The following is a 12,801-nucleotide window of genomic DNA, read 5'->3' as shown; positions in this document are numbered from 1 at the left end:
GTCTTCAATTTTCAAACAGCGTGCGCTCTACAAATTCCGACAGGAACTCGCCCGGTGTCCCGGACGTCAGCCCCAGCCTCATCAGGAAGCGCAGAAGAGGCGCCGCTCAGCGGCGGCGCCGTCTCGATGGGTGGCTTATAGGGCGCGCCCCTTTTCGCTGTCAACGGCGATTTTGAAAGTTTTTCGACAGAGCCAGATTTTTTCGTGAATTCAATGAGTTATCCGGACTCCTGAGTTTTCCACAAGCCGGAGAGCGCCATTCTCGTCCGCTCCGGGGCCAATCCGGTGCCATCCGTCATCAGGCCAGTCGGAAGATGCCAGGAGAGCGCGAGGTCCCGTGCCTTCAGGACGCAGCCGGCGCATCGCTCAGGGCTTCGGCCAGGAAGTCACTCAGCGCCACCACCGCCGCCGTTGCGCGCCCCGGCGCCTGGTGCAACGCGATCTCGGAGGCAGGCAAAGCCGGCAGCCCCTGCTCCGGCCCCAACAATTGCAGCTCGGGGCGAGCGGTGCCCGCCTTGACCACGGTCAGCGCCGCCCCTGATGCCGCCATCGCCTCGACGGCGCCGATGCTCGATGACGAGAACAGGACGCGCCAGCGCAGCCCCGCCTCGTTCAGCGCCTCCAGCGCCCATTCGCGGAACATGTTGGGCGCCTTCAGCAAGGCGAGTTGCAGCGGCTCCTCCAGCGCAAAGGCGGCGCGGTCCGAGCAGGCCCAGGCGGTGTGTTCCCGGCGCAGGACCTGGCCACGACCATCGCCGGCCTTCTGCGTGGCGAGAACCAGATCGAACTCTTCGCCGAGGCTGTTCAGCAGGTCCCGGGTGAAGCCCGTCGTGACCTCGAGCTCGACCTCGGGATGGGAGCGGGCAAAGCGGGCGAGCGTCTCCGGCAGGACGATCGTGGCGTAGTCGTCCATCACGGCGAGCCTGACGCGGCCGCTCACACTCTGCGCGTTGATGACGTCGAGCGCCTCGTCATGCAGGGCGACGATCCGGCGGGCATAGCCGAGGAACTGTTCGCCCGCGCGCGTCAGCAGCACTTCCTGCGGCGAACGCTGCAGCAGCGTCTGCCCGGCCAGTTCCTCGAGGCGACGGATCTGCGTGCTGACCGTCGACTGGCTGCGGAACAGCGCGGCCGCCGCGCGCGTGAAGCTGCGCAGCTCCGCGACGGTGACGAAGCTGCGCAGCAGATCGACGTCGATATTGCGCAGCATGGCGCAGCGCCCTCAGCTCATTGCAATCCAGCGGCAGCCGTTATGCCAATTCGGAAACCATCTGTCCCGCATGCAGGGGTGGATGGCCGCCATGCGCGGCGCCGATCATGGAAATCGAAGAATTCAATTTTGTCGCAAGGCGCGGCGACGATAGTTTGCCGCCCAACGGGACGCCAGGAGCCCGAGACCGGAGACGCATGAGATGCCCAGGCTGAGATCAGCAACCTCCACCCACGGCCGCAACATGGCCGGCGCCCGCGGCTTGTGGCGTGCCACCGGCATGAAGGACGGCGACTTCGGCAAGCCGATCATCGCGGTGGTCAACTCCTTCACCCAGTTCGTGCCGGGCCACGTCCATCTCCAGGATCTCGGCCAGCTCGTCGCCCGCGAGATCGAGAAGGCAGGCGGCGTCGCCAAGGAGTTCAACACCATCGCGGTCGATGACGGCATCGCCATGGGCCATGACGGCATGCTCTACAGCCTGCCCTCGCGCGAGCTCATCGCCGACAGCGTCGAGTACATGGTCAACGCCCATTGCGCCGACGCGATGGTCTGCATCTCCAACTGCGACAAGATCACGCCGGGCATGCTGATGGCGGCGATGCGCCTGAACATCCCGACCGTGTTCGTCTCGGGCGGGCCGATGGAGGCCGGCAAGTTCATCGCCGAGGGCGTGCTGAAGAAGGTCGACCTCGTCGATGCGATGATCGCGGCCGCCGACGACAAGTACACCGATGCCGAGGTCGACGTGATCGAGCGCTCGGCCTGCCCGACCTGCGGCTCCTGCTCGGGCATGTTCACCGCCAACTCGATGAACTGCCTGACCGAGGCGCTCGGCCTCGCGCTGCCCGGCAACGGCTCGACGCTCGCCACCCATGCCGACCGCAAGCGCCTCTTCGTCGAAGCAGGCCATCTGATCGTCGATATCGCGCGCCGCTATTACGACCAGGACGACGAGAGCGTGCTGCCGCGCAATGTCGGCTCGTTCAAGGCGTTCGAGAACGCGATGACGCTCGACATCGCCATGGGCGGCTCGACCAACACGGTGCTGCACCTGCTGGCGGCCGCCCATGAGGCCGAGATCGACTTCACCATGGCCGATATCGACCGGCTGTCGCGGCGCGTGCCCGTGCTGTGCAAGGTCGCGCCCGCCGTCGCCGACGTGCATATGGAAGACGTCCACCGGGCCGGCGGCATCATGGCGATCCTCGGCGAGCTCGACCGCGCCGGGCTGATCGACACTTCGCTGCCGACCGTCCACAGCGCGACGATGGCCGAAGCTCTCTCGCGCTGGGACATCACGCTGACGCAGAGCGAGGCGGTGCGCTCCTTCTACAGCGCTGCGCCCGGCGGCGTGCCGACCCAGACCGCCTTCAGCCAGGACCGGCGCTTCGCCGAGCTCGACGACGACCGCGAGAAGGGGGTGATCCGCAGCGCCGAGCATGCCTATTCCAAGGATGGCGGATTGGCCGTGCTGTTCGGCAACATCGCGCTGGACGGCTGCATCGTGAAGACGGCGGGCGTGGATGCCTCGATCCTGAAATTCTCCGGTCCGGCCGTGATCTTCGAGAGCCAGGACGCGGCAGTCGAAGGCATCCTCAACCGCAAGGTCAACCCCGGCGACATCGTGCTGATCCGCTATGAGGGGCCGCGCGGCGGGCCGGGCATGCAGGAGATGCTCTATCCGACGAGCTATCTGAAGTCGAAGGGCCTCGGAAAAGCCTGCGCGCTGATCACGGACGGGCGCTTCTCGGGCGGCTCGTCCGGCCTCTCGATCGGCCATGTCTCGCCGGAAGCGGCCGAGGGCGGCGCGATCGGCCTCGTCGAGAGCGGCGACATCATCGCGATCGACATCCCGAACCGCTCGATCGAGCTCAAGGTTCCGGACGAGGAGCTGGCGCGGCGCCGCGCGGCAATGGAGGCCAAGGGCAAGGACGCCTGGAAGCCGGCCGCCCCGCGCAAGCGCAAGGTCTCGACCGCGCTCAAGGCCTACGCCGCGACGACGACGAGCGCCGCCAAGGGCGCTGTGCGCGTGGTCGACTGATCGTCCTCAGGTCGACCGGCCAACCCGGTCGGTCGACCTTTTTCACAGAGATCAAATTTCCAAGGCCCGTCGCGCGAAGAGCGATTTCTGCTTTTCCCATCTCCGGACTCGGGCACGGCAGCAGAATCGCATTGTCCGGCCACCTTCTCCGGCGTATTGAGCCTGCCGAAATTTTGAGCAGCGCCAGCCGAGTTCAATGCCCCTCCCCGTTCTCCAACCACAGACCGGCCAGCGCCGGCGCGGCAAGCTCTTCGCGCCGATCCTGGCCGGCGCGACCTGGCGCGACCGGCTCATCGCCTGCCTGGGCGCGCTGATCGGCGTCGGCGCGACCGGGCTGATTTGCGGACTTCTGCTCGGCAACGACCCGCATTTGCCGTTGCTCGCCGCGCCGATGGGTGCCTCGGCCCTGCTCCTCTTCGCGATACCGTCGAGCCCGCTCGCGCAACCCTGGTCGATCGTCGGCGGCAATACCGTCTCGGCCCTGATCGGGCTCATGGTCGGCCGCTATGTTCCCGAGCCTGCCATCGCGGCCGGCAGCGCCGTCGCGCTCGCCATCGCCGCCATGTCGCTGCTGCGCTGCCTGCATCCGCCCGGCGGGGCGGCGGCGCTGACGGCGGCGCTCGGCGGCCCTCTCGTCTCCGCCTATGGCCTCGGCTTCGCCTTTGTGCCGGTCGGACTGAACGCGCTGGTGCTGACCCTGCTCGGCGTGCTGTTCCACCGCTTCTCCAGCCACAGCTATCCGCATCGTCCTGCGGCCGCGGCCAATCCGCACGGAACGAACGACCCGCCGGCCAGCCAACGTATCGGCTTCAACGAGGCCGATATCGATGCGGCTCTCGGCGATCTCGGCGAGGCCTTCGACATCGACCGCGGAGATCTCGACCAGCTGCTGCGGCGTGTCGAGATGCATGCGCTCTCGCGCTCTCGCGGCCTGCCGCGCTGCGCCGACATCATGTCCCGCGACATCGTCCGGATCGACCGGCACGGTGAGATCGAAGCCGCACGTGCGCTCCTGCTCGAACACGGCGTTCGCGCCCTGCCCGTCGTCGATCACGACAACCGGCTGCTCGGCATCGTCGGGCTGCGCGAGCTGACGCGGCCGGGCCTGCGCGTCGGCGACGTCATGACGCCGGCCCATGCCGCCAGCCCCGATGCGCCCGCCGTGGAGCTGATCGGGCCGTTGACGGATGGCCGCCACCACGCCGTGGTGATCGTCGACGAAACGCAACGCCTGCTCGGCCTGGTGACGCAGAGCGACCTGCTCGCCATGCTCCTCAAGCCGTTGCGGCAGGAAGCCGCCTGACCCCGGACCGCGCCAAAAAACGTTCCCCCTTTTGCCCGTCCTCCTTTAGCTTGCCGCAAATCTCATCGGAGGAACCGCAATGCGGGCCGCGGCCGTCGCCTTGATCAGCCTTTTGTCGCTTCCCGCGGAGGCTGCCGGCCCGTTCGGCAAGATCGTCGTCGGCAACTGGTCGGGCGGCACCTTCACCAACGACCAGACCGGCGCCTTCTCGCATTGCGCCGTCAGCGCCCGCTACAAGAGCGGCGTGACGATGCTGACCTCGGTGACGGCGCAGTATTCCTGGCTGCTCGGCTTCACCAAGCCGGACTGGAAGCTCAGGACCGGCGAGACGCTCAATCTCCGGCTCGTTTTCGACCGCAGCTCGACCATCGACGTGACGGCGAACATCAAGACGCCGACGCTGCTGACCATCGCTATGCCGGCACAATCCAACCTGATCAACGCCTTCCGCCAGGGCCGCTACCTCGAACTGATCGCCAATGACGCGCGCTATACCTTCGCGCTCACCTCGACCGGCGAGATGCTGCCGGCTCTGGTCGAATGCGTGAAGCAGAGCGCCAATGCGCGCGGCCCGGTGACACCCGGCGCGCCCGATCAGGCTCAGACGCCCGAGGCGACGGAGAGGGAGCGCGCGGCGCGGACCGAAAAGAAGGCGCTGCTGGAGAAGACGCGCGACCTGATCCGCAGCAAGATGCTGGCCTGCATCAGCCGGGAAGGCGCGCCGATGCTGCTGACCGACGAGAAGGCGGAGGTCGTGGCCAAGGCGGCGATGCTGTTCTGCAAGGGCGATGTCGACGCACTGACCAACGCCACGATCGAGCTGATCGAGACCGAGGAAGGCCGCCCCGCCAACCGCGGCGTCGTCCGCGAGGCCGCGGAAAAACGGGTTCAGGAGGTGGTGACGGCGCATATCATCCGCGCCCGCGGCGAGATGCTCGGCAGGGGGCAGAGGCCGTCCGATCCGCCGCCGGCGCGGCAGTCTGACCCCGCTTCTCGTCCGTCGCAGATGCTTTAGTTACCGCCGCTCGCACACGGAGCCGCGCCGCCATCCCGAACAAGCCGCGTCAGCGGCGCCGATCCGTAATCCATCGTCAGGCTTCGCTGCGCCAGGATGGATTCCGGGTCTGCGCTTCGCTCAGGAATGACGGTGCGATCCGGCACCGACGCAGCATACCCCGAAACGGAAAACGCCGCGCCCTGCGACGCGGCGTTCCGAAACAGGCCCGGAAGAGGTTCAGCTCTTGAGCTTGGTATTGCACTGGCTCCAGTAGCCGCCACCCTTCTCGATCCATTTCAGGTCGCCATTGGCGTTGGCCGCCTTGTTGGCGTTGTACTGGTCGACGCAGGTCTTGAGGCGCGCCTTGCCGGCGGTCTCGTTCGAATACTTCTGCGAAACGGCCCTGGGGAACACCGCCGCCTTGGCCTTGCCGGCAGGCATCGCCGCAGGCTTGGCGGCCGGAGCGGCCGTCGTCGCCGCCGACGCGGCGGGCTTCGCCGGCTCGGCCGGCACCGCAGCCGCGGCCTCGTCGTCGGCGGCATCGTCGTCACCACACTGAGCCTTGCGGAAATCGTTCCACTTCTGGCCCTTGAGCGCATTGGCCTTCTTGGCGTCCTGATACTTGACGCTGCACTCCTTCATCGTCAGCGCCGAGGCCGGCGTCGTCGCGAAGGAAGCAAGAGCAAGGGCCGATGCGGATGCGAGAATGAATGTCCTGAACATGACCTTCTCCATGGCAAAGCGTGCTGCCGCCGGTCGGCATGCCACTCCGATTTGCGCCCCGAGGCAAGCCCTTTCCGGCGCGCCGAATTACCTTTCGCCTGCAAAATGTTCCTTTGTAGGCAAGCCCTTGCGCCGATCGCGGAGGGAAAGCCCGGCGGATCTTTCACGCCGGCCTTGCCGGGCTGCACGATTTCCCTGCTATATGACGGCCCATCTCACACCCGGAGACGATATGGCACGGCCCTCCGACGCCGCGAAGGACCGCGAGCTCATCCGCATTCTGACTGAAAATGCCCGGCTTCCCCTGTCCGACATCGCGAAGCAGCTCGGTGTCTCGCGGGCGACCGCGCAGGGGCGGCTGGCCCGGCTGGAACGCGACGGCGTGATCGCGGGCTACACCACGATCCTGGGCAAGGCGACCCGGCCGGCCACCACGATCTCCGCCCTCATCCTGATCGAGCTCGAGGTGAAGCAGCAGGGCGGCGTGGTCGCAGCCCTGAAGAAGCGCCCTGAAATCGTGCAATGCCACACGTTGAGCGGCCATTTCGACCTGTCCGTCAAGATCGAGTGCGAGACGGCGAGCGACCTCGACACCATCATCGACTGGATCGCCGAGATGGAAGGCGTCCGGCGCACGACATCCTCCGTGATTCTGGCCCGGAAGTTCGAGCGCTGACACTGCCGCGACGGCCCCGCCGGGGGCCCTCTCGCCCATTTCACATCGATCTGGCGCATATCCCTTCATCTTGAAGGCACATCGCTGCGTGCGGCGGCGATCCGCTCGTTAAAGCGTGCGCCGCCTGAAGCGATGCTTGGCGAGAGAGGGAGGTGCCTTGCCTGCCCGACCCGTCAGGAGATCGCGACATGACCATCCAGAAGCAGCGCATTGCCGTGCTCGGCGCCGGCCAGATCGGCGTCATCATCGCCGGCATGCTGGCCGAGCAGGGCCATGAGGTGACGCTGGCCGACGCTTCCGCGGCGCAGCTCAAGCACGCCGCCGGCGGCCGCTTCGCCACCGCGACCGTGGACGCCTCCGACCTCGCTGCGCTCAGCGCCTTCCTCAAGGACCGCGACATCGTCGTCAGCGCCTGCCCGTACTTCCTGAACAAGGGCATCGCCAAGGTCGCGGCCGAGACCAAGACCCATTATTTCGACCTGACCGAGGACGTCGCCACCACGTCCTACATCAAGGAGCTCGGCGAGACCTCCGATGTCGCGCTCGTCCCGCAATGCGGCCTCGCCCCCGGCTTCATCTGCATCCTCGGCGCCGACATGGCGGCGCGCTTCGAGAGCGTCCGGACCATCAAGATGCGCGTCGGCGCCCTGCCGCTCTATCCGACCAACGCGCTGCGCTACAACGTGACCTGGTCGGTCGACGGGCTGATCAACGAGTACTGCAACCCCTGCGAGATCGTCTTCGACGGGCAGCCGACGCTGGTTCCGGCGCTTGAAGGCATCGAGGGCGTCATGATCGACGGCGTTGCCTACGAGGCCTTCAATACCTCGGGCGGGCTGGGTACGCTGACCGAGACGCTGGCCGGCAAGGTGCGCAACATGAGCTACAAGACGTTGCGCTATCCCGGCCATGCCGAGATCATGAAGCTCCTGCTGCGCGATCTCGACCTCGCCGACGACCGTGAGACCCTGCGCCGCATCCTCACCCACTCCGCGCCCTTCACCCGCAAGGACGTCGTCGTGATCTTCGTCACCGGCGTCGGCGAGCGGCGCGGTCGCCTCGAGGAGGAGAGCGTCGTGCTGCGCTATGACGGCAATGACGAGCTCGGCGCGATCCAGCTCACCACCGCCGCCGGCTGCGTCGCGATGATCGAGCTCTTCCTCGCCGGCAAGCTGCCCGCCAAGGGCTTCGTGCGGCAGGAGGATGCCGTCCTCGCCGACTTCCTCGCGACCAAGGCGGGCACCCGGCTGCTGCGCGAGGCGCGCGGCGTCGATGCCGAAGGCTTCGTCCCCACCGTCGCGATCAAGAGCGCGGCCTGAGGGCTCGCGCTCCCTTCCGACAAGTCAGGCTCTGCCCGTCAGAGCCTGACGCCCAGGCCGCGCAGCTCGGCGCGCAGGTCGATGGGCTCGACGAAATGGAGGGCCCGCATGCCGACGTCGCGGGCCCCCAGGATGTTTTTCTCGCTGTCGTCCACGAAGATGCAAGCGCCCGCCTCAAGGCCATAGCGGCCGAGCAACACCTCGTAGATCGCCCGGTCCGGCTTCAGCAGGCGCTCATGGGCGGAGACGACGACGCCGTCGAAGCTCTGCAGGAAGGGAAAGCGGATCAGGCATTCCGCCCATTTCTCGCGCGAGAAATTGGTGATGGCGTAGACCTTCTCGCCCTGCCCTTTCAGCTCCTCCAGCACTGCGACGCTGTCCGCGATGGCGTGCGGGATGCTGTCGTGCCAGCGCTCGTCATAGGCGCGGATTTCGCGCTCCCATTCCGGATGCCGGGCGACCAGCGACGCCACGGCCTCCTCCCAGGAGCGGCCGCGATCCTGCTCGATGTTCCAGGCCATGGTGCAGACATTCTGCATGAACCAGTCCAGCCGCTCGGGATCGGGAATCAGCGCGCTGTAGATCAGCCGCGCATCCCAGCGCAGCAGCACGTTGCCGACATCGAAGACGACGGTGGGATTGCTGGTAGCCATCGTGAAACCCGCTTGAAATGGGCCGGCAGGACACCCCATTCACACGCTTGTGTCCAGACGTGCAGGACAGTGGCCGACCCTATCGTTTATGCCGGGGGCATGAGCGTTCGCATCGGAGACCGCCCGTGAAAGCTTGGCTGCCATGGACCGACCGACAGGGCCGCTTCTCGGCCTTGCGGGCCGCGACTTTCGCATTGCTGTTCGTGCCGGCGCTGCTGCTGCTCCACGCTGCCTGGATGCATCAGCTCGGTTCCAAGCCCTGGACCGAAGCGATTCACCAGACCGGCACATGGGCGGTGAGAATCCTCGTTGTGACGCTCGCCGTCTCGCCGTTCCGGCGGCTGTTCGACTGGGGCAAGCTGATCGGCATCCGCCGCATGCTCGGGCTCGGCGTGATGGCCTATGCGCTCGGCCATATCTCGCTCTATTGCATCGACATGGCGTTCGACTGGGGGCTGATCGCCTCCGAGATCGTCAAGCGCTTCTACCTCACCATCGGCTTCGTGGCGCTCCTCGGCCTCTGCGCGCTCGGCGCGACCTCGACCGACGGCATGATCCGCCGGCTCGGCAAGAAATGGCAGCGCCTGCACAATCTGGTCTATCCGATCGCGGTACTGGCGCTGCTGCACTTCGCGCTGCAGTCCAAGATCGATGTCACCGAGCCTGTGCTGACGAGCGGGCTATTCCTGCTGCTGATGCTGTATCGCGGCCTTTATCGCTGGAAGCTGCCGGTCTCGGCGCCGGTTCTGGCCGGGGTCGCGCTTCTCGCCGGGCTGCTCACAGCCGGCCTGGAAGCCGGCTGGTATGCGGCGACCTCCGGCGTCTCAGCCTGGCTGGTCCTGCAGGCCAATTCCGACATCCTGACCTATCAGGATTATGCCTCGCTGCGGCCGGCGCATTGGGTGGTCCTGGCCGGGCTTCTGGTCGCGTTCGGCCATGGGTTGCGCGCCCGCAAGCCGCGCCCGCCGCGGCAGGCACGCCAGCCCGCGGTGGCGTAGGGAGAAAAACTTTCCAAGTTTCGACATCTTCCAGATGGAAAGGATTTCCCCTCCCGCACTCATGCTCTAACCCTATGGCATGCCTGACGATCCGCACGCCCAGCCCACGGCCGATGTCGTAGAAGCCGAGCTCGCCTCGGAAGGCATCAATCCAGCGCAGGTCCGGGTCTCGCCCTTCGTTCCGCTGCAGCAGCCGATTTTCCGCGCCGTCTGGTTCGCCAGCCTCGCCTCGAATTTCGGCGGTCTGATCCAGGCGGTCGGGGCCTCCTGGATGATGGCTTCGATCTCGCCTTCGGCCGAGATGGTGGCGCTGGTGCAGTCCTCGACCACCCTGCCGGTGATGCTGTTCTCGCTGGCCGCCGGCGCCATCGCCGACAATTACGATCGCCGCCGTATCCTGCTGGTCGCGCAGGTCTTCATGCTGCTGGTCTCGATGGCGCTGGCGGCCTTCGCCTGGTTCGGCCTGATCACGCCCTGGCTGCTCCTGACCTTCACTTTCCTGATCGGCTGCGGCACGGCGCTCAACAACCCGGCCTGGCAATCATCGGTCGGCGACATGGTTCCGCGCCGCGACGTGCCGGCGGCGGTGACGCTGAACAGCGTCGCCTTCAACATCGCCCGCAGCGTCGGCCCGGCCATCGGCGGCGCCATCGTCGCAGCCGCGGGCGCGGTCGCCGCCTTCGCCATCAATGCGTTCAGCTATATTCCGCTGCTCGTCGTGCTGGCGCGCTGGGAGCCGCCCAAGGTCGAACGGCTCCTGCCGCGCGAGACGATGCTGATCGCGATGGGCGCGGGCGTGCGCTATGTCGCGATGTCGCCGAACATCCGCTCCGTCATCCTGCGCGCCTTCGTCTACGGCTTCGGCGCCATCGTCGGGCTGGCGCTTTTGCCGCTGATCGCGCGCGACCTCGTCCGCGGCGGCCCGCTCACCTATGGCGTGCTGCTCGGCGCGTTCGGCGCCGGCGCGGTGGCCGGCGCCTTCATGAGCGCGCGCCTGCGGCGGGCGATGAGTACCGAAGCTCTGGTTCGCTCCACCTTCACCGCCTACGCCGTGGGCGTCATTTTCGTCGCGCTCAGCGCGACCATGCCGCTGGCGATGGCCGGGCTTTTCGTCTGCGGCGCCTGCTGGGTGCTCGCGCTCTCGACCTTCAATGCCACGGTGCAGCTCTCGGCCCCGCGCTGGGTCGTCGGCCGCGCGCTCGCGACCTACCAGATGGCGGCCTTCGGCGGCATGGCGACCGGCAGCTGGGCCTGGGGCCGGCTGGCGCAACATTTCGGCGTCGAGAAGGCCCTGCTGATCTCGGCGGTTACGCTGCTGGCCGGCGCCGCGCTCGGGCTGCGCTACCGGCTGCCGCCGCTGGAAGAGCTCAATCTCGATCCGCTCAGCCGCTGGCGCGAGCCGAAGGTCGCGGTCGACATCGAGCCGCGTTCAGGCCCGGTGATCGTGACGATCGAATACATCGTCAAGCCGGAGGATGTCGTCGCCTTCCTGACCGTGATGGCGGAACGCCGCCGCATCCGGCGCCGCGACGGCGCCCGGCACTGGACCCTGCTGCGCGACCTGACCGATCCGACGCTCTGGATCGAGCGCTACGACAGCCCGACCTGGGTCGAATATGTCCGGCAGAACCAGCGCGTCACCCAGGCCGATGCAGAGATCGGCGAGCGCGTCCGAGCGCTGCATAGCGGGCCGAACCCGCCGGTGGTCCATCGCATGATCGAGCGGCAGACAACCTCCCTGCCGCAAATGCCGGCGACGAGGTCTCCGACGCTCGCGGACTCGCTGGCCGATACGTCGCGACCGGCCTGAACCCACGACGCTCCCACATCATCGGGGTAGCAATGTGCCCCAGTCTCCCCGGACGCGGCACAAATCCAAGTTGTCGTCATGCTCGCCCTCGTGGCGAGCATCCACGCCTTGAACCGCTTCGGCGAAGGAAGACGTGGATGGTCGGGACAAGCCCGACCATGACGTCGCGGGTTCGACGAACTTACGTGATCAGCCCGTTCAGCCGACGATCCAGAGGCCGGCGAGCCCGACCATGCCGACGATGATGCGCCACCAGGCGAAGGGGGCGAAACCGCGCTTCGAGACGAAGTCGAGGAAGCTGCGCACCACGATCAGCGCCGAGAAGAAGGCCGCAATGAAGCCGACGACGATCAGGATGCTGTCGTCGAAAGTCAGGTCCTTGTAGCTCTTCAGCAAGTCATAGGCGAAGGCGCCCGCCATGGTCGGCATGGCGAGGAAGAAGGAGAACTCGGCCGCAGCCCGCTTGCTGGCACCCAACAGCATGGCGCCGACGATGGTCGAGCCCGAGCGTGAGACGCCGGGGATCATCGCCAGGCACTGGATCAGGCCGATCTTGAAATACATCGGCAGCGGGAAAGTCGTGGCGTCGGTGTGCTTCTCCTGCAGCTCCATCTCGTCCACGACGAGCAGGATCAAGCCGCCGGCGATCAGTGCACAGCAGACGATGAAGGGGTTGAACAGCACGGTCTTGATGAAGCCGTGCAAGGCGGCGCCGATGATCGCGGCGGGCAGGAAGGCGATCATCACGCCGATGACGAAGCGCCGGGCGGAAGGATCGCTCGGCAGTCTCAGCGCGATGTCGAGCAGGCGGCGGAAATAGACCAGCAGAATCGCCAGGATCGCGCCGAGCTGGATCAGCACCTCGAAGGTCTTGCCGTTCGATTCGAAGCCGAGGAAATGGCCCAGCAACAGCAGATGTCCCGTCGAGGAGACCGGCAGGAACTCGGTGAGGCCCTCGACGATGCCGAGGACGAAGGCTTCGATCAGGTTCTGCATGCGGGAGATCCTCGCGCGAATCAGACCGCACCTGGCCGGGCGTCGGTCGTCGTCTCGTCGGCTTACGCCCAG

At 66.8% G+C, this 12,801-nt stretch carries 11 protein-coding genes; 7 read left to right on the top strand and 4 right to left on the bottom strand.

All coding sequences use genetic code 11. The features are described 5' to 3' along the window. Nucleotides 1-343: 343 nt before the first annotated feature. Nucleotides 344-1,210: a LysR substrate-binding domain-containing protein gene (locus AC1DIN_RS23705; RefSeq protein ID WP_476811528.1), complete on the bottom strand. Its 867-nt coding sequence runs from the start codon at nucleotides 1,208-1,210 to the stop codon at nucleotides 344-346. A 202-nt stretch (nucleotides 1,211-1,412) separates the two neighbouring features. Between AC1DIN_RS23705 and ilvD the strand changes: the two genes are divergently transcribed. The 3 genes from ilvD (at nucleotide 1,413) to AC1DIN_RS23690 (ending at nucleotide 5,572) form a co-directional block, all read left to right on the top strand. Beyond that, nucleotides 1,413-3,254, top strand: a complete 1,842-nt coding sequence (gene ilvD, locus AC1DIN_RS23700; protein WP_441473021.1) for a dihydroxy-acid dehydratase — start codon at nucleotides 1,413-1,415, stop codon at nucleotides 3,252-3,254. 196 nt (nucleotides 3,255-3,450) lie between these two features. Next, nucleotides 3,451-4,557, top strand: coding sequence for an HPP family protein (locus AC1DIN_RS23695; protein WP_476811527.1), 1,107 nt, complete (start codon nucleotides 3,451-3,453; stop codon nucleotides 4,555-4,557). Between the two features lie 79 nt (nucleotides 4,558-4,636). After that, a complete protein-coding gene (locus AC1DIN_RS23690) occupies nucleotides 4,637-5,572 on the top strand; it encodes a hypothetical protein (RefSeq protein ID WP_476811526.1) in 936 nt (311 codons plus the stop codon). Between the two features lie 219 nt (nucleotides 5,573-5,791). On the opposite strand, the gene AC1DIN_RS23685 is transcribed toward AC1DIN_RS23690, so the two are convergent. Beyond that, a complete protein-coding gene (locus tag AC1DIN_RS23685; protein WP_476811525.1) occupies nucleotides 5,792-6,277 on the bottom strand; it encodes a hypothetical protein in 486 nt (161 codons plus the stop codon). Nucleotides 6,278-6,509: 232 nt separating this feature from the next. Here AC1DIN_RS23685 and AC1DIN_RS23680 point away from each other — a divergent pair, with 232 nt between their 5' ends. Continuing rightward, entirely contained in the window at nucleotides 6,510-6,953 is a 444-nt protein-coding gene (locus AC1DIN_RS23680; RefSeq protein ID WP_441473025.1) for an Lrp/AsnC family transcriptional regulator, read from the top strand. 188 nt (nucleotides 6,954-7,141) lie between these two features. Continuing rightward, nucleotides 7,142-8,272, top strand: a complete 1,131-nt coding sequence (locus tag AC1DIN_RS23675) for a saccharopine dehydrogenase family protein (RefSeq protein ID WP_476811524.1) — start codon at nucleotides 7,142-7,144, stop codon at nucleotides 8,270-8,272. 38 nt (nucleotides 8,273-8,310) lie between these two features. On the opposite strand, the gene AC1DIN_RS23670 is transcribed toward AC1DIN_RS23675, so the two are convergent. Next, the gene (locus AC1DIN_RS23670; RefSeq protein WP_476811523.1) at nucleotides 8,311-8,925 is read right to left on the bottom strand and encodes an HAD family hydrolase; all 615 of its coding nucleotides are present in this window, start codon (nucleotides 8,923-8,925) and stop codon (nucleotides 8,311-8,313) included. A 125-nt stretch (nucleotides 8,926-9,050) separates the two neighbouring features. Between AC1DIN_RS23670 and AC1DIN_RS23665 the strand changes: the two genes are divergently transcribed. Together AC1DIN_RS23665 and AC1DIN_RS23660 are read left to right on the top strand one after the other, a co-directional pair. Next, complete coding sequence (locus AC1DIN_RS23665) at nucleotides 9,051-9,923, top strand: protein-methionine-sulfoxide reductase heme-binding subunit MsrQ (RefSeq protein WP_476765583.1); 873 nt, start codon at nucleotides 9,051-9,053, stop codon at nucleotides 9,921-9,923. A 79-nt stretch (nucleotides 9,924-10,002) separates the two neighbouring features. Further along, nucleotides 10,003-11,733, top strand: coding sequence for an MFS transporter (locus AC1DIN_RS23660; RefSeq protein ID WP_441473029.1), 1,731 nt, complete (start codon nucleotides 10,003-10,005; stop codon nucleotides 11,731-11,733). 198 nt (nucleotides 11,734-11,931) lie between these two features. Here the strand turns inward: AC1DIN_RS23660 and AC1DIN_RS23655 are convergent, their stop codons facing one another. Then, nucleotides 11,932-12,729, bottom strand: coding sequence for an undecaprenyl-diphosphate phosphatase (locus AC1DIN_RS23655; RefSeq protein ID WP_476811522.1), 798 nt, complete (start codon nucleotides 12,727-12,729; stop codon nucleotides 11,932-11,934). Nucleotides 12,730-12,801: the final 72 nt, after the last annotated feature.

Source organism: Allobosea sp. 05T438 (assembly GCF_056396025.1).
Note: the sequence above shows the minus strand (reverse complement) of the source record. Positions and strands in the feature narration are given on the sequence as shown.